At 38.6% G+C, this 22,751-nt stretch carries 21 protein-coding genes and 2 tRNA genes; 11 read left to right on the forward strand and 12 right to left on the reverse strand.

Annotation, left to right across the window (positions count from 1 at the left end; genetic code table 11):
* Positions 1-11 precede the first annotated feature (11 nt).
* Positions 12-96: transfer RNA gene (locus GQR55_RS11050), tRNA-Tyr, on the reverse strand.
* A 49-nt stretch (positions 97-145) separates the two neighbouring features.
* Positions 146-230, reverse strand: a tRNA-Tyr gene (locus GQR55_RS11055).
* A 112-nt stretch (positions 231-342) separates the two neighbouring features.
* On the opposite strand from GQR55_RS11055, the gene GQR55_RS11060 reads away from it, so the two are divergent.
* From GQR55_RS11060 to GQR55_RS11070, 3 genes are all read left to right on the forward strand, one after another.
* On the forward strand, positions 343-870 hold the full coding sequence (locus GQR55_RS11060; protein WP_166420637.1) for a VC2046/SO_2500 family protein: 528 nt from the start codon (positions 343-345) through the stop codon (positions 868-870).
* 179 nt (positions 871-1,049) lie between these two features.
* On the forward strand, positions 1,050-1,352 hold the full coding sequence (locus tag GQR55_RS11065; RefSeq protein ID WP_002961433.1) for a DUF6172 family protein: 303 nt from the start codon (positions 1,050-1,052) through the stop codon (positions 1,350-1,352).
* 191 nt (positions 1,353-1,543) lie between these two features.
* The gene (locus GQR55_RS11070) at positions 1,544-2,461 is read left to right on the forward strand and encodes a diguanylate cyclase (RefSeq protein WP_166420638.1); all 918 of its coding nucleotides are present in this window, start codon (positions 1,544-1,546) and stop codon (positions 2,459-2,461) included.
* A gap of 70 nt (positions 2,462-2,531) precedes the next feature.
* Here the strand turns inward: GQR55_RS11070 and GQR55_RS11075 are convergent, their stop codons facing one another.
* The 3 genes from GQR55_RS11075 to GQR55_RS11085 all read right to left on the reverse strand — a co-directional run bounded on the left by GQR55_RS11075 (position 2,532) and on the right by GQR55_RS11085 (position 4,248).
* Positions 2,532-3,011, reverse strand: coding sequence for a YchJ family metal-binding protein (locus tag GQR55_RS11075; RefSeq protein ID WP_166420639.1), 480 nt, complete (start codon positions 3,009-3,011; stop codon positions 2,532-2,534).
* Between the two features lie 29 nt (positions 3,012-3,040).
* Entirely contained in the window at positions 3,041-3,484 is a 444-nt protein-coding gene (locus GQR55_RS11080; RefSeq protein ID WP_149591965.1) for a SulA-like leucine-rich domain-containing protein, read from the reverse strand.
* A gap of 299 nt (positions 3,485-3,783) precedes the next feature.
* Entirely contained in the window at positions 3,784-4,248 is a 465-nt protein-coding gene (locus GQR55_RS11085) for an SEL1-like repeat protein (protein ID WP_166420640.1), read from the reverse strand.
* Between the two features lie 118 nt (positions 4,249-4,366).
* Between GQR55_RS11085 and GQR55_RS11090 the strand changes: the two genes are divergently transcribed.
* Complete coding sequence (locus GQR55_RS11090) at positions 4,367-5,659, forward strand: NCS2 family permease (protein ID WP_166420641.1); 1,293 nt, start codon at positions 4,367-4,369, stop codon at positions 5,657-5,659.
* Between the two features lie 72 nt (positions 5,660-5,731).
* Here the strand turns inward: GQR55_RS11090 and GQR55_RS11095 are convergent, their stop codons facing one another.
* Complete coding sequence (locus GQR55_RS11095) at positions 5,732-6,490, reverse strand: hypothetical protein (RefSeq protein WP_166420642.1); 759 nt, start codon at positions 6,488-6,490, stop codon at positions 5,732-5,734.
* A gap of 322 nt (positions 6,491-6,812) precedes the next feature.
* Between GQR55_RS11095 and cysB the strand changes: the two genes are divergently transcribed.
* On the forward strand, positions 6,813-7,790 hold the full coding sequence (gene cysB / locus GQR55_RS11100; RefSeq protein ID WP_002961670.1) for an HTH-type transcriptional regulator CysB: 978 nt from the start codon (positions 6,813-6,815) through the stop codon (positions 7,788-7,790).
* A gap of 76 nt (positions 7,791-7,866) precedes the next feature.
* Here cysB and GQR55_RS11105 read toward each other — a convergent pair whose 3' ends face one another.
* From GQR55_RS11105 to pabB, 3 genes are all read right to left on the reverse strand, one after another.
* Positions 7,867-9,243 (reverse strand): L-serine ammonia-lyase, encoded by a 1,377-nt coding sequence (locus GQR55_RS11105; RefSeq protein ID WP_010555091.1) that lies wholly within the window; start codon positions 9,241-9,243, stop codon positions 7,867-7,869.
* A 103-nt stretch (positions 9,244-9,346) separates the two neighbouring features.
* Entirely contained in the window at positions 9,347-9,922 is a 576-nt protein-coding gene (locus GQR55_RS11110) for a CoA pyrophosphatase (RefSeq protein WP_165741846.1), read from the reverse strand.
* Positions 9,923-9,928: 6 nt separating this feature from the next.
* Positions 9,929-11,287, reverse strand: a complete 1,359-nt coding sequence (pabB, locus tag GQR55_RS11115; RefSeq protein ID WP_165728211.1) for an aminodeoxychorismate synthase component I — start codon at positions 11,285-11,287, stop codon at positions 9,929-9,931.
* A 155-nt stretch (positions 11,288-11,442) separates the two neighbouring features.
* On the opposite strand from pabB, the gene GQR55_RS11120 reads away from it, so the two are divergent.
* The 5 genes from GQR55_RS11120 (at position 11,443) to GQR55_RS11140 (ending at position 19,508) form a co-directional block, all read left to right on the forward strand.
* The gene (locus tag GQR55_RS11120; RefSeq protein ID WP_007583843.1) at positions 11,443-12,969 is read left to right on the forward strand and encodes a fumarate hydratase; all 1,527 of its coding nucleotides are present in this window, start codon (positions 11,443-11,445) and stop codon (positions 12,967-12,969) included.
* Between the two features lie 426 nt (positions 12,970-13,395).
* Complete coding sequence (locus GQR55_RS11125; protein ID WP_165728212.1) at positions 13,396-14,436, forward strand: Glu/Leu/Phe/Val dehydrogenase; 1,041 nt, start codon at positions 13,396-13,398, stop codon at positions 14,434-14,436.
* Positions 14,437-14,572: 136 nt separating this feature from the next.
* Positions 14,573-15,211, forward strand: a complete 639-nt coding sequence (locus GQR55_RS11130; RefSeq protein WP_165728271.1) for a CatA-like O-acetyltransferase — start codon at positions 14,573-14,575, stop codon at positions 15,209-15,211.
* A 187-nt stretch (positions 15,212-15,398) separates the two neighbouring features.
* Positions 15,399-16,223, forward strand: a complete 825-nt coding sequence (locus tag GQR55_RS11135) for a M90 family metallopeptidase (RefSeq protein ID WP_002961680.1) — start codon at positions 15,399-15,401, stop codon at positions 16,221-16,223.
* 105 nt (positions 16,224-16,328) lie between these two features.
* Positions 16,329-19,508, forward strand: a complete 3,180-nt coding sequence (locus GQR55_RS11140; RefSeq protein ID WP_166420643.1) for an amidohydrolase family protein — start codon at positions 16,329-16,331, stop codon at positions 19,506-19,508.
* A 138-nt stretch (positions 19,509-19,646) separates the two neighbouring features.
* On the opposite strand, the gene GQR55_RS11145 is transcribed toward GQR55_RS11140, so the two are convergent.
* Positions 19,647-19,991, reverse strand: coding sequence for a hypothetical protein (locus GQR55_RS11145; protein ID WP_166420644.1), 345 nt, complete (start codon positions 19,989-19,991; stop codon positions 19,647-19,649).
* Positions 19,992-20,141: 150 nt separating this feature from the next.
* On the opposite strand from GQR55_RS11145, the gene GQR55_RS11150 reads away from it, so the two are divergent.
* Entirely contained in the window at positions 20,142-20,894 is a 753-nt protein-coding gene (locus GQR55_RS11150; protein WP_166420645.1) for a Nif3-like dinuclear metal center hexameric protein, read from the forward strand.
* A gap of 24 nt (positions 20,895-20,918) precedes the next feature.
* Here GQR55_RS11150 and GQR55_RS11155 read toward each other — a convergent pair whose 3' ends face one another.
* Positions 20,919-21,683, reverse strand: coding sequence for a YdcF family protein (locus GQR55_RS11155; protein ID WP_166420646.1), 765 nt, complete (start codon positions 21,681-21,683; stop codon positions 20,919-20,921).
* Between the two features lie 54 nt (positions 21,684-21,737).
* Positions 21,738-22,625 (reverse strand): LysR family transcriptional regulator, encoded by an 888-nt coding sequence (locus GQR55_RS11160; protein WP_166420647.1) that lies wholly within the window; start codon positions 22,623-22,625, stop codon positions 21,738-21,740.
* Between the last annotated feature and the right edge of the window lie 126 nt (positions 22,626-22,751).

The raw sequence follows: 22,751 nt of genomic DNA on the forward strand, positions 1-22,751 counted from the left end.
AAGTAGAGAAGTGGTGGAGGGAGCTGGATTCGAACCAGCGAAGGCTGAGCCGTCAGATTTACAGTCTGATCCCTTTGGCCGCTCGGGAACCCCTCCACACTAATTTTATTGCATTTGGCCCCACTTAACTTAGCGGTAAGAAAAGTGGTGGAGGGAGCTGGATTCGAACCAGCGAAGGCTGAGCCGTCAGATTTACAGTCTGATCCCTTTGGCCGCTCGGGAACCCCTCCAATGCAACGGCGCTGATAATAGCAAATTGCGTATTTAAGTAAAGAAAAAAGCTAAAGAAAATTGAAATAAAGCCGATAAATATCTATCAGTTACCACAATCGGCTAAAGACTATGCAAATAGATGATTTGTTAATCACAGAGAGTCAGTTAAACAGTAGACTCAATAATAGTGTGCATGAAAATCGTCGTGGCGAATTTTCACTATTATTAGCAATGTTGTCACATGACGCACTCGACTTTAGTCAATTTCATTTACCAAAAACTGAAATAGATAATTTAGTTATAGAAGAAGAGGTATTAAGAAAGCAATTTGGCGCAGGTCCAAAACAACTTTTAGCCTCTGATGAATATAATATGTTGGTTGGACAATTCAATGCTGCATTAATATCTCAAGAAGGAGAGCGTAGCGGCATGACGAGCATTAAGCTAATACAATGCTTAAACCCTGAACCGCTTGCGATTAGAAATGATGATAAGCATATTCCACTTCATATAATAGATAACTGTGAACTTGCTGTCAGAAGAAGAATTAAAAGCGAACAAACGCAATTAGCTAATCCACCAATAGATGCAGCAGCTTTTTATGACAGCCTTAATAATGATGCAATACATCAACCACTTCAGCTTATTGCTGTGTGATATATGATTGTAATAATCATCAGTTAATATATGCTTTATAACGGGTCTGCTTTATATATTTGCTAATAATTGATTTAATGAAAAAAAAGCATCCAAAAATTAAATGCAATTGCTATAATGGCGTCAAATGGTATGACATGAAATGCCATTATCATTAAACCAAGGTAATTAGGAACGTAATGAAGAAAACATTCACGCTAAATCACGAGAAAATCAAATACCCTCGTATGGTTGATGCTGCAAAGCACGAAGTGAAAAAATATTTGAAAAGAGAGCGTAATAAAACGCTACCTGAAGATGCTGACTATTGGGCATTTGACTGTAAGTTTGGTAATACAGCTGAAGATGCGCAAGTTGTGCACGTTGCTGAATTAAGTAACCAAATTGGCGAAATTGAAAAGCAAGGTTTGACCTCTTTCTATGTAGAGATTTTAGCTCGACCTGCTCAGCGTCAACAGTTAGATTTAGATGATGACGAATAATACTTAATTTAATTAAGTATTCGAAGTTATAAAAATGAGCCCAAGTGGCTCATTTTTTGTTTTTATACTTTAAAAGTTTTCGATGGACTAATTCTTATTGGTAATTGAGTAGTAACCAATTAATTAACATTTGCATAACAAAACATAGTGCTATAGGGTGTGTTTAATTAATAAAATAAAATAGTTGTATCATGCCGATAAATTACTCTGACCATCAATTAAAGTTAAGTTTAAAGAACTCTAAAGTACTTATAGTTGACGATCAGTTATTAAGCTTAATTGTATTAAAAAAAATATTATCTGAGCATTTTAATGTGACCACAGCTGGAAGTGGTGAAGAGGCAATTGAAATTTGTAATGCAGCTGTACCCGATATAATTCTACTCGATATTAATATGGGTGGAATGAGCGGTATTGAAACATGCTTAAAATTAAAAAATAATACTGAAACACAAGATATCCCGGTTATTTTTGTTACATCCTTTGAAAACGAAGAAAGGGAGTGCTGGGAAGCTGGAGCTGTTGATTTTATTAAAAAGCCAATTAATACAGAAACATTATTTAGAAGAGTTCGTGCACATATAACATTAAAATTACAGCACGACTTACTCAATCAAAAAGTATTTTTAGATGATTTAACTAAAGTGTTTAATCGGCGCTATTTTGATGCACACTTTAGTAAAATGGAGCGAAGTGCCTTACGAGAAAAAGTCGACTATGCACTATTACTCATCGATATAGATTACTTTAAGCAATACAACGATATTTATGGTCATGTGCAAGGTGATACGGTATTAAACCTTGTTGCACAAACTATTACTAATAGTTTGCAAAGGCCAACAGATTTTGTAGCGCGTTATGGCGGCGAAGAGTTTGTAGTTGTTTTACCTCATACAAGCACTGAAGGTGCAATTTGTGTTGCCGATAAAATCAAAAAAAATATAATCGACTTAAAAATCCTTCATAAATATTCAGAGTACGGGTTTGTTACCATTAGTATTGGCGGTTCAACTTTACAACCTTACGAAAGTAACAAAAATACGGTGCAGATCGCAGACGAAAAAATGTATGAGTCTAAAACACAAGGGCGTAACAAAGTGTGCTTTTAAGCTGAGCTAGCTAATAAAGCTCGTGATACTTAAAAACACTTTGTAGGTAATAAATGATCAAATAAAATTATTACACGCTATGGCATTTTTTATATTTTTTAGTGCTACCGCACGGGCAATCATCATTTCTGCCCACTTTAATATCTTCAACTGGGTATATAGCACCATCTAAATAACGCCATTTGGAATTTTCTTTAATAAACTGCGATTTTTCGTGAAGTTCACAAAATAAGTTTTGATAAAAATATTGGGCTTTAAATTCTACATTGCCAGTGTCTTCATCATAGCTTGAGCTAATTACATCAAGATTGATAAATCGACAACTGTTAGCAAAATCATTGATTTCTTTAACAGGGTTTTCAGCTTGTTTTTCTTCAGCGTAGGTTTGATAAACATATTTTGCATTTTTAATAACATAAGCACTAAATCGTGAGCGCATAAGTTGTTCTGGAGTGTCAGCTTGCTTAACATATAAGTGAAGCGGCTCGCAGCAATTGGCATAATCGTGCCCACTGCTGCAAAAACATAATGTGGTATTGAGTGAGGTCATAATAATAATACAGAGTCTAAAACATTAGTTTAACAAGCTTGTTGGGCGAGTGGTATCTCTGTTGTTTGAGCATTTTTTGTAAAACAGTATAGTTTTGTATTCGTTTTGCTCAAATCGAACGATAGATTAGTAAGTAATTGGTTATTAACTATATCGGTCCAGGTAATTACCGCTGCAAAATTTCCGTTATGTAATGCAGAATTTAATACATACTCTAAATTTACTAGGTGTTTTTGCCTAATTACTAAGAGTTTACTTGTATCAATTGAGCATGAATCAAGTAAAGCTTTACTCGGTACATGGTCTGGAGCAATTAATAACGTCCAAGCATTAGAGCTATTGTATTGGTGTAATACTTTTAAAAGCTCAAAGGTCGCTGAAATTTCATCTTCAATCTGAATCAAATTTACGCAATCGCTTTGCTCATCTTGTTGGTAACTTTTAACTGTTCTTACGGTAATAGTCTGTAACATAATTTCACTCACTGGGTTTTTATACAGTATTCATATACAGTAGTTTATACAGTGCTTTCGTGCAAGCCTTTTATGCTATTTATTTGTACAGTTATTCAGCTTTTGATCATTGTTTTTATTTTTTTTAATTTATAATTCTTTATTAATCAGCTTGTTATAGGGTTGTTTTTGAGAAGGTATTCTAAAAATAAATTTTTGAGTAGTGTCTTAATTTTGGGGTTTTATACTGTATAGAATTGTCTTTGTAACCATATACAGTACTTTCAAACACTGTATACAGTACTTTTTTCATAGTTAGCCTATGTGTTTTCACTCGTGCGAGGGATCATCTGAGAAAACTGGAGTTGATGGATTTGTTCGTACAAACTTGCTGCATAACATTGGGCATCTTTAAATCGCTTAGTTTCAATATGCTTACGTATATCTGTAACCGCTGCAGTGGCAGGGGCGTATCCCTGACTACTTGCCAAGCTTAACCAAGCTGCAGCATGAAACACACTTTGTGGCACGCCTTCACCTTTCACAAAAAATAAACCCAAATAAAACTGTGCTCTTTGGTTTCCTGCCATTGCAGCAAGGCGCATCCATTTTGCTGCTAATGGGGGTTGATTATTTTTTAAATAATATAGGGCTTTATTTAAAGTACTTTGCTCATTTTTTTTATTATCAATAGGCACAGAAGTATTTTCAGGTTGAGTCACAAAACCTAAAATATTATCTAGCTGTTGCGCTAAGTCTTGCTCGCAAGGTGTTGTTTTAAGCATATTGGTTAATTTATTATTTTAATTACTTTAATAGTTTAGTATATAGCAAGGTAAAATGTCCTGTAAAAGATAATTTTTATGTTAAAATCCCGCCACTTTTTACTATCACAAGTTTATTATGTTTGAAGCCTTATTTAAACTGAGCGAAAATAATTCAACAGTTAAACGCGAGTGCGTTGCTGGCCTAACTACCTTTATAACTATGGTATACATTGTATTTGTAAACCCGGCTATGCTTGCTGAAACAGGGATGGATCAAGGGGCTGCATTTGTAGCTACATGTATAGCAGCAGCGATAGGCTGTTTCATAATGGGTTTGTGGGCTAATTATCCATTAGCATTAGCACCTGGTATGGGACTAAATGCCTTTTTTACTTATGGTGTTGTATTAGGCATGGGTTATACCTGGCAAGCCGCGTTAGGGGCTGTATTTATGTCGGGTTGCATATTTTTGTTTTTAAGTTTATTCAAAGTCAGAGAGTGGATTATTAATGCTATACCTCTGGTGCTAAAGCGAGCTATCGCTACGGGCATAGGTGCTTTTTTAGCATTAATTGCACTTAAAAATGCAGGCATTATTGTCTCAAGCCCAGCAACATTAGTGCAGTTGGGTGACATTACTTCTCCTGGACCACTATTGGCAATATTAAGCTTCTTTGTAATAGCTGCACTTTTATACCGCGATTTTAAAAGTGGCGTACTTATTAGTATTTTATTAGTGACTGGTATTGCTCTAAGTTTTGGGCTTGTTGAATATCACGGTGTTATGGCTATGCCACCATCAATAATGCCTACTTTTATGCAGCTAGATTTTGCAGCCGCTTTTGATATATCAATGATGAGTGTTATTTTTGCCTTCTTATTTGTCGATCTTTTTGATACTTCAGGTACGTTAGTTGCTGTAACCCAAAAAGCGGGTTTAGCTGATGAAAAGGGCAATATGCCTCGTTTAGGACGCGCATTAAGTGCTGACAGCTCAGCAACTATCGCAGGTGCAATGTTAGGTACTTCAACTACTACATCTTATATAGAATCGGTTGCTGGCGTATCTGTTGGCGGACGTACGGGTTTAACGGCCGTTGTTGTTGGCATTTGCTTTTTACTGATGATGTTTTTTGCACCGCTCGCACAAATGGTACCGGCATATGCAACCGCGGGCGCTATTTTGTACGTCGCAGTATTGATGCTGCAAAATTTGAAGTTTGTAGATTGGGATGATATGACCGATGCAATTCCCGTAACGGTTGTGTTGCTAATGACACCATTAACATTCTCGATTGCGCACGGTATTGCGCTTGGCTTTATATCTTACACCGCGGTTAAAGTATTGTGTGGTAAAAAAGATCAAGTCAGTATTAGTGTTTGGATATTAACAGCCTTGTTTGTTTTCAAGTTTGCATTTTTGTCTTAATGGCTAACGAAAAATAAAAAAAGCCTGCACAAATTTAATTTGTGCAGGCTTTTTAATGCTTTTATAAAAACACTACCATTTCTTTTTAGGAGCAAACAATATGTCTAAATCATCTTGCTCAGCTTCTGTTTTCTTTTTAAGTGCGCTTGCGTTAGAAGCTCTTAGTTCAACACTTATGGCTTCTAAGTAACCTTCAACTTCCAGGCGTTTTGCTGTTACATATTCGTCAGAATAGGTGACTGCACTGAGAGTTGCTTGCGCTTTTTCAAAGTACTGTCTTGCAGAGCCAACCATACTGGCTGAACGGGCAGACAAACCACGCTTTATTTGGCTTTCAATATTAATACGTAGTTGTAGTTTTTCGAGGCGTTTATCTTCTAAAACAAAAACTTGGCTATCAATACGACCTTTATTATGTTCAGAGCGTAAAATTGAGCGCAATTTTTTGATGCCTTGAATTAGGCCAACAAGTTGTTTGTCATTATTGGGTAATGCTAGGGCTTCACTGCTGTTGTCTAGAACTGCATTGGAGAGGTGCGTTTTAGCCTCACCTAAGCGGCTTTTAAGTGCTTTAGATGTTGGCGAATTAGTAACCATCGTATTTAATGCTTCGTAAATACGGCGTTGCAATACACGGATTATATTTTCAGAAAGAGGAATATTGGCACTATTCATTAGCGCTTCTTCTGTTTCTTCTATTATAGCTTTTTGTTTTGTAAGCTCTTTACGGCGTTCCGCTTCTTGTTTTTCTTTGTGTTGTTGTACAGCACTTACCCAAAGTGCAATCACAATCAATGCAACTATAAGCACTATTATAATAGAAACGATCATGGTGTAATTCTCGGATATATAAGCTAATTTTATAATCTTACATTAAATATGTGTTAACAGGGTAGCTTTGCGCCGATTAACTTAAAAATATACCAAAAATTGATAGGTTCAGCCCTTTATAAACTGCAGTAAGCCTAAGGGCTTATAAATTTAAGCTGAATAATCATCGCTACCTCAAGCATATTTATTATGCTAGCCTTGAGCTCTAATCAGATAATTGCATACCTAAAGCCTTAAAGTACTATTTTATGTAAATAACACTTGGTTTTAAGTGGTATTGCCTTTATAAATAATATGAATAATAACGTTAAAATTTGCAGCCATGAAATTACAACAACTCAGATACATAGTAGAAGTACAAAATCATAAATTAAATGTTTCAGCGACTGCTGAGAGTTTATTTACCTCGCAGCCAGGAATTTCTAAACAAGTACGCATGCTAGAAGATGAGTTGGGTGTACAAATTTTTGGCCGCAGTGGTAAGCATTTAACGCATGTAACGGGTGCTGGCGAAGATATTATTAATATTTCTCGCGAAATACTCTCTAAAGTAGAAGGTATTAAAGCAGTTGCTAATGAACATACGTTGCCTGACCAGGGTAAGTTAAACATAGCAACTACACATACCCAAGCTCGTTATGCTTTGCCTAATGTTATTCAAGGCTTTATGAAAAAATACCCTGCGGTATCACTTCATATGCACCAAGGGACACCACAGCAAATATCTGATGCGGCAGCACGCGGTGATGCTGATTTTGCTATTGCTACAGAAGCGCTGCATTTGTATTCAGATTTAGTGATGCTGCCTTGTTACCATTGGAACCGCAGTATTGTTGTTGCTAAAGACCATCCGCTCGCTAAAAAGGCAAATAGTTTAACTGTGGCTGATATTGCTCAGTACCCGCTTATTACCTATGTATTTGGTTTTACGGGTCGCTCAGAGCTTGATAAAGCATTTAGCGCACACGGACTTGAGCCACACATTGTATTTACTGCAACCGATGCCGATGTTATAAAAACATATGTACGTTTAGGGCTAGGAGTTGGTGTTGTTGCGTCAATGGCGATAGATCAAGTGAGCGACACAGATTTAGTGTGTATTGATGCAAGCCATTTATTTGAAGCTAGCACGACCAAAATTGGTTTTAGAAAGGGCAGCTTTTTACGTACTTACATGTATGATTTTATCGAACGTTTTGCTCCACACTTAACTAAAGAGCGAGTAGAGCGAGCAAGCTTATTACGTAACCAAGATGATGTAGATAAATTATTTGCAGATATAGAGTTACCCGTTAAATAATGTAACTACATTAAACGAGTAATAAAAAAGCCGTCTATTTTTAAATAGACGGCTTTTTACTTTTATAAAGAGCTGGCTAGCATTCGATAATATTAACTGCTAATCCACCGCGAGCGGTTTCTTTGTATTTGGTTTTCATATCGTTACCAGTTTCAAGCATGGTTTTAATCACTTTATCAAGTGATACCTTTTGCTCGCCACTGCCACGTATAGCTAAGCGTGAAGCGTTAATTGCTTTAATCGCGCCCATTGCATTACGTTCAATACACGGCACCTGTACTAAGCCACCAACAGGGTCGCACGTTAGGCCTAAATTATGTTCCATACCAATTTCCGCAGCGTTTTCTACTTGTACAACGTTACCGCCAACAATTTCTGTTAATGCACCGGCAGCCATAGAACACGCAACGCCCACTTCACCTTGGCAGCCTACTTCGGCACCTGAAATAGAGGCATTCTTTTTATATAAAATACCAATAGCAGCAGCGGTCAATAAATAACGCGTGGCTATATCGCGGTCTACTTCTTTCACAAATGTGTGATAGTACATAAGCACAGCCGGTAAAATACCCGCAGCACCATTAGTTGGTGCGGTAACTACACGGCCACCTGCCGCATTTTCTTCGTTTACGGCAAGGGCAAATAAATCAACCCAGTCCATTGCACGAAGAGGATCGTTACTGACTTCTATATTTAGTTTTAAGTATAAGCTTGGCGCACGGCGCTTTACTTTTAAGCCGCCAGGTAAAATACCTTCGGTGCGCATACCACGGTCAATACACGCCATCATTACTTTCCAAATATGGAACAATGTGTCTTTTACTTCGTCTTCAGTGCGCAGTGTTTTTTCGTTTTTCATCATCAAGGTAGAAACACTAAACCCAGACTCTTTACACATTTCTAGTAGCTCTTTTGCGCTACCAAATGGGAAGGGGGCCGGGTTTTCTTCTCTAATATCGAGGGCTGCCTGTTTTTCGTTTTCAAACTCTTCGTCGGTGACAATAAAGCCACCGCCAATAGAGTAATATACTTTGCTGTAAACTTTTTCACCGTTGTTTGAGGCGATAATTTCCATTGCATTAGAATGCTTAGGCAGCGTTTTACGACGATGAAAAACAATTGCACCTTGTTTTGGAAACTTGGCTTTGTGTGTTTTGTTTAAATAAATAACTTGGTCTTTTTCAATGGTTGCCAAAATATCATCGACTAAATCGGCATCTATTGTTTCAGGATCGTAACCGGCTAAACCAAGTATTACAGCTTTACCTGAGCCATGGCCAACACCTGTTTGACCTAGTGAGCCGTAAAGCTCTACTTTAATATCGGTAACATTTGCTAATAATTGTTGTTCTTGTAGGTCATTAACAAATAAGCGTGATGCGCGCATTGGGCCAACGGTGTGTGATGACGAAGGGCCAATACCAATGCTAAACATATCAAATGCACTGATCATAATGTGTGTGTCTCTACTTTGTTTTATCAGCACGAAGCTGCTCTTTGAACGGTCGAGCATGATAACGTGGAATTGTGATTGTGTAACTACTAATAACGAAGATTTAAACTGGTAAGGCGAGTTGTTTTGTAAAGTTTTTTATAATGCTTGCCGTCGCACCCCAAAGTAAACCATGCGGCGTTTTAAAACCTTGCAAAATAACCGTTTTCCCAAATCGTTGAAAAGGTAAGGGTTGCCAGTTAGCTTCGTTATTTAATTCAGTAACAGAGAGCAAAAAGCTCGCTTGTACTTCATTATAGTCATTTTCCCAGGTGGTGTTTTTTTTGAGTAAACCCACATAGGGGCTAATATTAAAACCCGTTAAGGTTGAATACTCAGGTAAGTGACCTAATACATTAACGTTGCTTTGGGCAATATTTAGCTCTTCTTTTAGTTCGCGAAGTGCTGTGGTGCGAAGGGTAATGTCGCTTACTTCAAACTTGCCTCCGGGCAAACAAATCTCCCCAGGGTGATGGTGTAAATAAGTAGGGCGTTTACACAGTAAAATATGTGCATGGTTATCTATATCAATAATTGGCAGCATAACCGCGCTAGCGCGTTTTTTACGTGTGTCTTTTAACTGATTTGGCGCAGCTGTAGGGCTTAACAGAAACCGCGCCATAATGTGTTCACTATTCAAAACGACCTACTGTTTTAATAAAGGGAGGATTTTATTTACTTTATCGTAAGTTTCTTGATATTCCAATTCGACTTTAGAATCAGCGACTATTCCGCCACCTGCCCAGCAGTAAATTTGCGCTTTGTGGCACACCAAGGTGCGAATAGTAATACTCGTATCCATATTTCCACATGCACTTAAATAACCAATCGAACCACAATAAATGCTGCGGCGATGTGGTTCTAGTTCTTCAATTATTTCCATCGCTCTAATTTTGGGCGCACCGGTGATTGAGCCACCCGGAAAAGCCGCTTTTAGCTGATCGACCGCTGTTTTACCTTCATCAAGTTCTGAGGTTACCGTGCTTACTAAATGATGCACTGCCGGAAAGCTTTCAATAGCAAAAAGGGAAGGGACGTGAACGCTGCCTGGTTTTGCTACTTTGCCTAAGTCGTTACGTAGTAAATCAACAATCATTACATTTTCAGCGCGATCTTTAGCTGATGCTGCGAGTATTTTCGCTTGGCGTTGATCCTCTAGTGCATCTGCTTTTCGCGGCAGTGTGCCTTTAATTGGCTTGGTTTCTACAACGTTATTGTTTACAGATATAAAGCGCTCAGGAGAAATTGATAAAATAGCCCCTTGAGGGTGATTTATAAAGCTTGAAAACGGCGCTTTATTTGCCTCACGCAGTTTAATATAAGCTGCCCAAGGGGAGCCTTCAAACTGAGCGTTAAAGCGCTGCGCTAAATTAATTTGGTAACAATCGCCACTTTTTAAATACTCCTCAATTTGGGCAAACTTTGCAGCGTATTCCGTTTCGCTCATATTTGATTGCCAGTCGCTGTTTAGGGCAAAGGACTGCGTATTAACTTGGGAGTTAGGGTGTGTATTTAAGTATTGCTCATAAAGCGCTAATCGATCGGTGTTTGGCTGCGATACATAAAACCAGCTTTGTTGCTGCTTGTCGTAAATAAGGGCATCTAAGTAAAGGCCAATAGCCATTTGGGGAAGATTAATGTCTTCAATAGCACGAGTGGGGATGTTTTCAATTGTACGGCCTAGGTCGTAGCCAAAGTAGCCAAGCCAGCCGCCGTTAAAGGGTAAATCGTAATCGGCTTTTGTTTTATCAAGATGCGAAAGCTCATTATTCATAATTTCAAAGCAGTTATCACTACTTTCTATATTATTTAAAAAGCTTTTATTATTTTTTACTTCAAGGGTACTTTGCGGCTCAATGGCAATAATATCAAAACGGCTGTTTATATGATTACTATTTGCAGAATCTAATAGAATTGCATAAGGCAAATGTGAAAAATGCGCAAAAACGTCAATGCAGTTTTGTGTTATGCCTAATTTAATACAATTTTTTTTATTGTTTAGCATTTACTGCCCCTTTAAGAACTGGCTCGAAACGGGCTGGGAGGGTATCATAAGTCAAATTTTTTGGCAGCACTAAGCTGTAAAAAACAGTGCAAACCACCGTCACCGGTTTGATTTAGATTACGCGACAACGCGTAACGGTAACTTAAGGAACCACTATGAGTACAATTTGTCAGCAAGACTTTATTGATAGCATTGAAGATGCATTGCAATATATTTCGTTCTATCACCCACTTGATTTTGTTCAAGCTCTCGAAAAAGCTTACAACAAAGAACAAAGTAAAGCGGCTAAAGACGCCATTGCACAAATTTTAATTAACTCACGCATGTCGGCTGAAGGCAAGCGTCCACTTTGCCAAGATACCGGTATTATTACCTGTTTTGTTAAAGTAGGTATGGATGTTAAGTGGGATAAAACAGATTTAACCGTTCAACAAATGGTTGATGAAGGTACTCGTCGTGCATATTTGAATCCAGATAACCCTTTACGTGCATCTATTGTTGCAGACCCTGCTGGCACGCGTAAAAATACTAAAGATAACACGCCTTCGGTTGTGCATATTGATTTAGTAGCGGGTGGAAAAGTAGAAGTAATGGTTGCAGCTAAAGGCGGCGGCTCTGAAAACAAAAGTAAAATGGTTATGCTAAACCCGTCTGATGACGTTGCTGAATGGGTAGAAAAAACATTACCAACAATGGGTGCTGGTTGGTGTCCGCCAGGCATGCTAGGTATAGGTATTGGTGGTACGGCTGAAAAAGCGGCAGTGATGGCTAAAGAGTCGTTAATGGACCCGGTTGATATCCATGAACTAATGGAGCGCGGCGCAGAAACGACTGAAGAAAAACTACGTTTAGAAATTTTTGACCGTGCTAATAAGTTAGGCATTGGCGCACAAGGCTTAGGCGGTTTAACAACGGTTGTTGATGTTAAAATTAAAACGGCTCCAACGCATGCTGCTTCAAAACCTGTAGTAATGATCCCAAATTGCGCGGCAACTCGCCATGTACATTTTACGCTTGACGGTTCTGGCCCTGCGAATTTAAAAGCGCCTAAACTAGAAGATTGGCCACAAGTAACATTTGAAGTGGGCGAAGGCACTCGCCGTGTTGACTTAAATACACTGACTAAAAAAGATGTTCAAGAATGGAAAATGGGCGAAACCGTTTTACTTTCAGGCACTATTTTAACAGGTCGTGATGCAGCGCATAAACGTCTGCAAGATATGATCAATTCAGGTGAAGGTTTACCAAAAGGCGTAGACTTTGATAATAAATTTATTTATTACGTTGGACCAGTAGACGCGGTACGCGATGAAGCAGTTGGTCCTGCAGGCCCTACAACAGCTACTCGCATGGATAAATTTACCGATATGATGCTAGAAAAAACAGGCATTGTAGGCATGATTGGTAAAGCTGAACGTGGACCTGCGACTGTTGAGTCTATTAAAGAGCATAAATCTGTTTATTTGATGGCTGTAGGCGGCGCAGCTTACTTAGTATCTAAAGCGATTAAAAAAGCACGCGTAGTTGCTTTTGAAGATTTAGGTATGGAAGCTATTTATGAATTTGAAGTAGAAGATATGCCAGTGACCGTTGCAGTAGACAGTGAGGGCGCCAATGCGCATACACAAGGCCCTGCAATCTGGAAAGCTAAAATAGAAGAGCTTGATAGCAAGCTAAAATAACCTAAGTTGTGTTGTTAAAAGCGAGCCTGGTGCTCGCTTTTTTGTTTTTTAGATATAGCTATGATCAGGTTTGCACATCTGACCAGTTGTTCTAAATCATCATTTTTTACTGTAAACCTATAGAATATAGCGCTTAGCGGGCAGTTAGTACTTGTATATTAAACTTTACATATAGCAATGCCATTACGTTCACGTAAACGTAAGTTAGTGTGGTTTTTATATTTGCAGTTTTTAAAACTGCCTAATGATGATTTTATGGGTTTTTTATCTGTATAAAGGTTTTAATTTGATTATTTAATCTAAGAGTCATGTTTTCATCGGTTTTATCATCTGTGAGTGTAGCGAACTCTAATATGAAGTGATAAAGTCTCGTCAATTTCCAGCGCGCATACCCTCTCACGGGTTAACTATTTCGGAGTATTTTAAGTGGCTGTGTTTAATCGAGTTGAATTTGATAACCATGAACAAGTAGTTTTTTGTTCTGATGAAGAGTCGGGTTTAAAAGCAATTATTGCTGTACATAATACCAATCTAGGTCCTGCTGTTGGCGGATGTAGAATGTGGGATTATGCGAACGACGAAGATGCCGTTTACGACGTGCTACGTTTATCAAAAGGCATGACGTATAAAAATGCAGTAGCGCGCCTACCATTTGGTGGCGGTAAATCTGTTATTATTGGTAATGCAAAAGAAATTAAATCTGAGCAATTATTCCGTGCATTTGGTCGTCAATTAGAGCGATTAAATGGCAGCTATTACTCAGCAGAAGATGTAAATATCACATGTGCTGATGTCGCTATTATGAATAAAGAAACTAATTACGTACTGGGCCTTGAAGGTAAAAGTGGTAACCCATCGCCATTTACAGCATACGGTACGTTTTTAGGAATTAAAGCAGCGCTACAGCATCAACGTGGTCATCAAGATTTTGCAGGTGTGAAAGTGGCCGTTCAAGGTTTAGGTGCTGTTGCTTATGGTTTATGTAAACATTTACATGATGCGGGTGCTGAACTGTTTGTAACTGATATTAACCAAGCAGCAATTGACCGTGTAGTTAATGATTTTGGCGCCACTGCAGTTGGTATTGATGAAATTTACGACTTAAGCGTTGATGTTTATGCACCATGTGCATTAGGTGCAACGGTTAACGACTTAACGATACCGCGTTTAAAGGCGACTATTATTGCAGGCTGTGCTAATAATCAGCTGGCAGAGTCTCGTCACGGTGAAGTTATTCGTGAAAAAGGTATTTTATATGCACCAGATTACGTAATTAACGCCGGTGGTATTATTAATGTTTATTACGAAACAGCGCCAGAAGGTTACAGTGCAGCAGCGTCTAATAAACATGTTGAAGGTATTTTTAATACGTTAACTGAAATTTTTGCCCGTAGCGAAAAAGAGCAAAAATCAACGCATTTAATTGCCGACGAATTAGCGCAAGAGATCATTAAAAACGGTCTGTAATCTAAGTTTGAATTTATATAAAGGTGTGCAATTGCACACCTTTTGTTTATCTGTAAGTTAATGCAATTATTACTGAACAGCGGTACACTTTATTTTTAATTTTGTGCGGCAAATTATGACTCCCTCAACTTCTCTCATGCAGCCTATCGATTTAGATAATTGGCCTAGAAAGCAACACTTTGAATTATTTAAACACTTTTCTCAGCCTTACTTTAATGTGTGTGTGCGTTTAGATGCTCAAGCACTTTACGACTATTGCAAAACCAATCAATTTTCTTTTTTTCAAGCGTATGTATATTGCACCTTAAAAGCGTGCCATGAGTACGATTCAATAATGCTACGTATAATAGATAATCAACCATGGTTACTTAATAGTGTTCGCGCAAGTGTGGTTGAGTTGTCTGAAAACGATACGTTTGTTTTTAGTTATTTTAACAGCACAGGCGAGTTTAAAGAGTTTGCAAATCATGCAAGTGGCGTAAGCAAAAAAGCGAAATTACAGCCGTTATTTTCTGATGCATTTGCTCAAACAGAAGGGCAGGCTGATTTAATTCATATATCTGTTTTGCCGTGGCTGAATTTTAGTGCGTTTTCGCATGCATTTAGTGAAGGGCAGAGTTTAGGCATTCCTAAATTTGTATTTGGTCAGTTTGATAAACACACAGGCACAATGCCTTTAGCTATCGATGTACACCATTCATTAATGGATGGTTTGCACGTAGCGAAATTTATAAGCACATTGCAGGGTACATTTGATACCTTTTGCAAAGGTTAACTTTAAACACATCAGTAACGGCAGTGCAAAGCAGTAAACAATTTATAAGTAATCTATAAGTAATCTATAAGTAATCTATAAGCAATGCGATGTGAATTACTTTATATTCAAATACATAACCTTGTATGCTTGAAAAACACGTGTGCTGGACATATTTATATACCATACCTTAGCTCAGGAAATCCCCATGATAAATGGACTGTTAATTGTTGTTTTAATTCTTTTTGTGGTGATTTTCTGGCGTTGGCCATCAATTCAAAACCGATTATGGCGCAGTAAATATAAAGACTTTGCTTTAAATTCGCAGCAAAAAGATATTTTACTGCGTTGCATGCCCATCTATAAAAAAATGACCGACGCCGACAGAGAAAAATTAGAGCGACATATTACGTGGTTTTTAAACGAAAAACGCTTTGTCGGTTGTGATGGCTTAAGGCTAACGTCTGCAATGAAGTTAATTGTTGCCGCCGATGCGTGTGTATTAGTACTTAATAAACCGTGGCCGTTATATAGAAATGTAAAAGAAATTTTATTATATCCAAGTGCTTATTATGCTCCGCAATCAACTCGCGATAGTGCAGGACTTGTGAGTTACCATAATACGGTAAGACTAGGCGAGTCATGGCCTGGCGGCACACTCGTTTTAAGCTGGCATGATGTACTTGAGGGTAATCGTTTACCAAGCGATGGACATAACTTGGTATTTCATGAGTTTGCGCATCAACTCGATCAAGAAACAGGTAAAACAACGGGTACGCCCATTTTAAAAAGCTCAGCAGATTACAAAGAGTGGGGCAGGGTATTTAGCCGCGCCTTCACCCAGTTAAAAAGCCATGTTGCCTATAGCATGCCGCATGTTATTCACAGCTATGGTGCGACTAACGAAGCTGAGTTTTTTGCTGTACTCACCGAAACCTTCCTCGAAAAACCCGCAGAGCTTCGCCGATACGATCCTGAAATTTACAGTATGCTAGTTAATTACTATCAATTTGACCCTATTGTTTGGCATTAAACCTACATAAACCGCGCTTTATCATATAACGCTGGCAAGTTGCGTTTGTTTTTGTTGCAATCATGTGAAATAGTTTTTACTGCAACAATAACAAGAGAGAAACGCATGAAAAAAATGCTTCATACAGTATTGGCGCTGTCGGTGTCATTAGCGATAGGGCAGGTAAATGCCGCTGAAAAAGACGAAAAAAAATGGCAAGTAGATTCACCTAAGGGGCAATTTGTTGACGCTGCAATTAGCGTTGAGCAGGGCACATGGATGAATATTGATGTAAGCCCTGATGGTAAAACCGTGGTGTTTGACTTACTTGGTGATATTTACACTATGCCAATGAGTGGTGGTACAGCCACCAAGCTCACCTCTGATATTGCATGGCAAATGCAACCACGCTTTAGTCCTAATGGCAAAAGTATTGCGTTTACCTCCGATCAAGGTGGTGGCGATAACATTTGGATAATGGACTTAAATGGCGAAAACCAACACGCAGTTACCGACGAAACTTTTAGATTACTAAATAGCCCTGCATGGAGCCCTAATGGCGACTACTTAGTTGCGCGTAAACACTTTACGGCTAGCCGTTCACTAGGTGCCGGTGAAGTGTGGTTGTACCACAAAGCCGGTGGCAAGGGTGTTCAGCTTACAAAACGTGAAAATGATCAAAAAGATTTAGGTGAGCCAATGTTTTCACCTGATGGTCGTTATGTATACTTTTCGCATGATGCAACACCCGGTAAAACCTTTCATTACTCAAAGGATTCTGTAGCGGGCATTTATAAAATTAAACGTTACGACCGCGAAACGGGTGAAATTGAAACTGTAATCGATACGATGGGCGGTGCTATTAGGCCTACACCATCACCAGATGGTAAAAAACTGGCGTATATAAAGCGTGATGACTTTCAAACTAGCTTGTATTTATATGACTTAACCAGCGGTGAGCACACTAAGCTTTACGATAAGCTTGAGCGAGATATGCAAGAAACATGGGCTATTCATGGTGTATACCCAACTATTGCATGGACACCCGATAATGAAGAACTGGTATTTTGGGCTGGTGGTACAATTCACAAGCTAGATGTTGCAGACAAATCTGTAAAAACCATTCCTTTTAAAGTGCAAACCACTAAAAAAATTCAAAAAGCGGTGCGCTTTACACAAAACTTAGATACTGATGAGTTTGATGTAAAAATGCTGCGTAATGTGCAAGTAAGCCCAGATGGCGAAGCGGCAATTTTTGAAGCGCTTGGGCATATTTATAAACGTGATTTAGAGTCGGGTAAAATTAAGCGTTTAACAAAGCAAACAGATCATTACGAATTATTTCCACAGTATTCTCGCGATGGTAAAAAAATTGTGTACACCACATGGGATGATAACAAGCAAGGGTCCGTAAAGGTTGTGTCTGCACGCAGTGGCCGTGGCGATACCATTACTACGCAGCCAGGCAAGTATGTAGAGCCAACGTTTAGTCCAGATGGTAAAACGGTTGTTTATCGTAAAGCCACTGGCGGCAGTATTTTAAACCCTAAGTGGTCACTTAATCCGGGGGTTTATAGCGTAAGCGCTAAAGGTGGTAAAAGTGAGCTTATTTCAAAAAGTGGTTATCAACCACAATTTGGAGATGCAAACGATCGTGTTTTCATTATGAGTCCTTGGCCAAAACCAACGCTTAGCGTAGTAGAGCTTGAAAGTAAAAAAGTTCGTAAACTGTACGAGTCAGAACATGCGACAGAATTTAGAGTATCACCAGATGGGCAATACCTCGCTTTTGCTGAGCGATTTAAAGTATTTATAACGCCGTTTGTTCAAAGTGGTAAAACAATTAATATTGGGCCTAAAGACAGTCAATTTCCAATAGAGCAGTTATCGGTTCGTGCTGGTGAAAACATTAGTTGGAGTGCAAAGAGCAACAAACTTTATTGGACATTAGGGCCTGAGCTTTATCATGCAAGCCTTGAAGGAATGTTTGCTATTAACAAAGCCGAAGATACCGACTTTAAAGTGAAAAGTGGCGATAATATCGGTTTCAGTAAAAAAATGGCAGAGCCTAAAGGTATGATTGCGCTCACTGGTGCAAAAATTATAACTATGGACGGCGAAAAGGTAATTGAAAATGGTGTAATTATCACTGATGGCAAGCATATTAAAGCAATTGGTACAGCCAGCGATATAAGTATTCCTAAAGGTGCTGAGGTTATTGATGTAACAGGTAAAACTATTATGCCTGGTATTGTTGATGCTCATGCACATGGCTCGCAAGCAAGTGATGAAATTATACCTGAGCAAAACTGGAAAAACTTTGCAGGTTTAGCGCTGGGTGTAACTACAATTCACGATCCATCAAACGATACCTCCGAAATATTTACCGCAAGCGAAATGCAAAAGGCAGGCATGATTGTTGGCCCGCGTATTTTCTCAACGGGTACTATTTTATATGGCGCAAATATGCCAGGTTATACGTCGCATATTGACTCGTTAGACGATGCTAAATTTCATTTAGAGCGCCTTAAAAAAGTAGGTGCATTTAGTGTTAAGTCGTATAACCAGCCACGCCGAGAGCAGCGCCAACAAGTTATTGAAGCAGGCCGGATGCTTGAAATGATGGTAGTACCAGAAGGCGGCTCATTATTACAACATAACTTAAGTATGATTGTAGATGGACACACAGGTATTGAGCATTCAATCCCTGTAGAGCACATATACGACGATATAAAGCAGTTATGGTCGCAAAGTGATGTAGGTTACACACCTACGCTTGTAGTGGCTTATGGTGGCATTTGGGGTGAAAATTACTGGTACGATAAAACTGATGTGTGGAATCACCCGCGTTTAAGTAAATTTGTGCCAAAAAATCAATTATTACCACGCTCTATGCGCCGCATTAAAGCGCCCGATCATCACTATAATCACTTTAATAACGCACGCGTTGCTGCTGAGCTGCAAGACCTAGGTGTATTAGTTAACTTAGGTGCTCACGGTCAGCGTGAAGGCTTAGGTGCACACTGGGAGATGTGGATGTTTGCACAAGGCGGAATGACATCACTTGAAGCTATACGTGCATCAACACTCGATCCGGCTAAGTATTTAGGGCTTGATAAAAACGTAGGATCACTTGAAGTTGGCAAGCTTGCTGATTTAATGGTTATAGATGGCGATCCGCTTAAAAATATTCGAGATTCGGATAAAGTAGATTACACCATGATCAATGGTCGATTATTCAATGCAGAGACAATGAGTGAAGTGGGTAAAAAAGAGCGCGAACCACTTTACTTCGAAAAGCTATAATTTATTTTGATCTTTCGAAAGCGGCTACATAGCCGCTTTTTTTAGCCTTACACAACTTATAAAGCTTTATGTTTTTGGCAAATAACAGACATAAAAAAACCGCTTAACGCGGTTTCTTTTAAAAATCATAAATGTTGATTAAACAACACCGCGCGGTAAGCGACAGTCATGATCTTTACGTGCTAAAATTACAATCCAAAGTTCTTCCGCTGTGTAACCTTCTTCTTCGTTTTCGGTAACAACAGTGAATGGCGCTTTTTTCTGTGCTTTTACAGGCGCAGCTGCTTTTGGTTTTTTCGTTTTAGTTGTTTTGCCAGAGTTTAACTTTTTAGTTAGCTCTGCTACGTCAGCTAGGCGTAAATTTTTACCACCATCAATGCTGTACCAACCAGGTTTGGTTGTGATTTCAGGTTTTTTACCATTGGCAGTTTCGTACGCTGCTTCAAAGGCAGATAACACTTCTGTTTTGTCTAGTTTGCTCATCAGAGACCCTATACGTTGTGAACACAGATAAAGAAGCCGTATTTATACCTATTTTAAAACAGTTTTTCAATTTTTTGCGATTTTCCTTCCATTTTAAGCCTATAAACGCCAAAATTTGCACAAAATTCAGTGTTAAGTAAGGTAAGTTATATGCAGCGTAGAGAATTTAACCAACTCCTAAATGACATTTTAAAACCGCATTTAATTAAAGATTTTTGCCCAAATGGCTTACAAGTCGAAGGTAAAAACGAAATTAAAAAAATTGTGACGGGTGTAACTGCCAGCCAAGCATTAATAGATGCCGCTATTGAGCAACAAGCTGATGCTATTTTGGTTCATCATGGCTTTTTTTGGAAAGGAGAATCTCAGCCAATAACAGGTATGAAAAAGCGTCGTATAGCTGCGTTACTAGCAAATGATATTAATTTATTTGGATATCACTTACCACTCGATATTCATCCAGCAGTTGGCAATAACGCGCAACTTGCAAAGTTATTGGATATTGAAATTGAAGCAGGGCTAGAGCCAACTTCAAATAGCGTAGCAATGAAAGGGCGTTTAAAAACACCATTAAGTGGTGAAGCGTTTGCAGATAAAATTGCAAAAGTGCTTAACCGAAAACCACTTACAAGCCTCGTGCGCTTAGCTAAAATTGAAACCATTGCACTGTGTACTGGTGGTGGGCAAGGCTATATTGACTTAGCTGCAGAGCAAGGCATTGATGCCTACCTAACAGGTGAGGCATCGGAGCAAACTATTCATAGCTCTCGTGAGCAAAATATTGATTTTTTTGCAGCTGGGCATCATGCAACAGAGCGCTATGGCGTAAAAGCTTTGGGTGAGTTGCTTGCTCAAGAACATGGCTTTGACGTCACGTTTATAGATATAGATAACCCTGTTTAGTAGTATTTGTTTCTTAGTGAAAAACTAAAGCGCTTCTGGGTTTGCCCAGCGGCGCACTGTGATCCATGCATTTCCAATTACTTCATGAGCATACTGCGTTACTACCATTAAAGCCTGAGCATTAGGTATAAATTGTTTATGCCACGGTAATACAGCAAAGTTATGGTAATCAGTGGCTGCGGTTATTACTTCAATACCTTGAGCATTAAATAAGTCTTTAGCGCGGGGCATGTGCAGCACAGATGTTACTAGGGCGACTTTAAAATCAACTAATTTAGGTGCTAATAATTTAGCTTCTGCTGCGGTATCCATCGCTTTAGGATTTTGGAGTATACGACTTTTATTAATTCCTAAACTAATTGCCGTTTGATACATAAGCCCGCTATTAGTGGTGTTTTGGTAACCTCCACCTGAAACTATAAGCTCTGCATTAGGGTAGTGCTTTGCTAGTTTTATACCTTCTACTAAGCGCGTTAGCGCACAATTACCTAATTGATTATTTGAACTTAAAGCCGAATTTGGATTTATATCGCAACCGAGTACGACTATCTTGTCTATTTTTGGATGCTTTAAGGTATTAAATGCAAGCGATACAGGTTCATTATTGTGGATAATTAAATTGGCGATAAAGGGTGTGCTCAATGCAAGCAATACAACTAAGCTTAAAGTTGATAAGAAGAGAGCTGATTTACGACCTTTAAATGCAAGTAGTAGCATCAGGCACGTAAATAAACCAAATAGGGGCAGTGGCATTAGCAAGCCACCAATCAATTTTTTAATAACAAACATAAGAGTTAAACGCTGTAGAGGTAATTACAGCGATATTACTCATTATAATGATGATTATCGACCGTTATTTAACTTACACGTATTTAAAAAGTGACGATAAACAGGGTTGTCTTTCATGTCTTTTTTCATTGCTAAATACATAGGACGAGTAAGGCCAAGAGCGCCCAAAGGAATTGACTTTATTAGGCCTTGGCTCTCGTAAGGTGTAACTAGCCAATCAGGTAAAGCCGCAACGCCCATTCCAGCACTCACTAGTTGAAAAATAAGTAATCCTTGATCAACCGTTTTTAACGTACCGTCAAAACGAGCATTTTGAATGAAATGCTTAAATATATCTTGGCGATCACGCGGGATAGGGTATGAAATAATAGTTTCGTTTTTTAAATCAAGCGCTGTTACATACGCTTTTTTAGCAAGTTCATGATCCGGCGCCACAATCAGCTTTAATTTAAAATCAAATAAGTGCGCGTATTCTAATGTATCGGGTTCACGTATGTCTGATGTTAAAACTAAGTCGAGCTCGTCATTTAATAAATCAGGAATTGCGTCGTAACTAAAGCCGCGCTCGTAATCAATTTTTATATCAGGCCAAAAGTTATTAAATTCTTTAATAGTAGGCAATAACCAATGAAAACATGCATGGCATTCCACACTCAAACGCAGTTGAGAAATAGGCTGATTTAAGCTTTCTTTCAAACGGCATTTAGTCGCTTCCATTTTTGGCAGTATTTCGTGAGCTAATTCAAGTAATAACATTCCTTGAGGGGTAAAGCGTACAGGTTGAGTTTTACGCTCGAATAATTGGCAATCTAATTTATTCTCTAAATCTTTGATTTGATGAGATAAAGCAGACTGTGTTAAAAATAACTCTCGTGCTGTATTAACCAAAGATCCTGTTTCTTTTAGGGTTGCTATGGTTTTTAAATGTTTAATACCAATCATCTTTAAAAATTCTCATGGGGAAAGTAAGTTCAGCTCAGATTAATCACATACTACGCCTATGCAACAAACGTTTCAACGTCTAGATGGCTAAAGTGGTGCGATTTATTATGGTTTATTGCTATGAAT

It is taken from the genome of Pseudoalteromonas sp. Z1A8, from assembly GCF_011378855.1.
In the GTDB taxonomy this organism is placed as follows: Bacteria; Pseudomonadota; Gammaproteobacteria; order Enterobacterales; family Alteromonadaceae; genus Pseudoalteromonas.

Bases quoted from the DNA above. Each gene is read 5' to 3' on its own strand.
- GQR55_RS11060 (WP_166420637.1), top strand. From the start codon at position 343: ATGCAAATAGATGATTTGTTAATCACAGAGAGTCAGTTAAACAGTAGA.
- GQR55_RS11065 (WP_002961433.1), top strand. From the start codon at position 1,050: ATGAAGAAAACATTCACGCTAAATCACGAGAAAATCAAATACCCTCGT.
- GQR55_RS11070 (WP_166420638.1), top strand. From the start codon at position 1,544: ATGCCGATAAATTACTCTGACCATCAATTAAAGTTAAGTTTAAAGAAC.
- GQR55_RS11075 (WP_166420639.1), bottom strand. From the start codon at position 3,011: ATGACCTCACTCAATACCACATTATGTTTTTGCAGCAGTGGGCACGAT.
- GQR55_RS11080 (WP_149591965.1), bottom strand. From the start codon at position 3,484: ATGTTACAGACTATTACCGTAAGAACAGTTAAAAGTTACCAACAAGAT.
- GQR55_RS11085 (WP_166420640.1), bottom strand. From the start codon at position 4,248: ATGCTTAAAACAACACCTTGCGAGCAAGACTTAGCGCAACAGCTAGAT.
- GQR55_RS11090 (WP_166420641.1), top strand. From the start codon at position 4,367: ATGTTTGAAGCCTTATTTAAACTGAGCGAAAATAATTCAACAGTTAAA.
- GQR55_RS11095 (WP_166420642.1), bottom strand. From the start codon at position 6,490: ATGATCGTTTCTATTATAATAGTGCTTATAGTTGCATTGATTGTGATT.
- cysB (WP_002961670.1), top strand. From the start codon at position 6,813: ATGAAATTACAACAACTCAGATACATAGTAGAAGTACAAAATCATAAA.
- GQR55_RS11105 (WP_010555091.1), bottom strand. From the start codon at position 9,243: ATGATCAGTGCATTTGATATGTTTAGCATTGGTATTGGCCCTTCGTCA.
- pabB (WP_165728211.1), bottom strand. From the start codon at position 11,287: ATGCTAAACAATAAAAAAAATTGTATTAAATTAGGCATAACACAAAAC.
- GQR55_RS11120 (WP_007583843.1), top strand. From the start codon at position 11,443: ATGAGTACAATTTGTCAGCAAGACTTTATTGATAGCATTGAAGATGCA.
- GQR55_RS11130 (WP_165728271.1), top strand. From the start codon at position 14,573: ATGCAGCCTATCGATTTAGATAATTGGCCTAGAAAGCAACACTTTGAA.
- GQR55_RS11135 (WP_002961680.1), top strand. From the start codon at position 15,399: ATGATAAATGGACTGTTAATTGTTGTTTTAATTCTTTTTGTGGTGATT.
- GQR55_RS11140 (WP_166420643.1), top strand. From the start codon at position 16,329: ATGAAAAAAATGCTTCATACAGTATTGGCGCTGTCGGTGTCATTAGCG.
- GQR55_RS11145 (WP_166420644.1), bottom strand. From the start codon at position 19,991: ATGAGCAAACTAGACAAAACAGAAGTGTTATCTGCCTTTGAAGCAGCG.
- GQR55_RS11150 (WP_166420645.1), top strand. From the start codon at position 20,142: ATGCAGCGTAGAGAATTTAACCAACTCCTAAATGACATTTTAAAACCG.
- GQR55_RS11155 (WP_166420646.1), bottom strand. From the start codon at position 21,683: ATGTTTGTTATTAAAAAATTGATTGGTGGCTTGCTAATGCCACTGCCC.
- GQR55_RS11160 (WP_166420647.1), bottom strand. From the start codon at position 22,625: ATGATTGGTATTAAACATTTAAAAACCATAGCAACCCTAAAAGAAACA.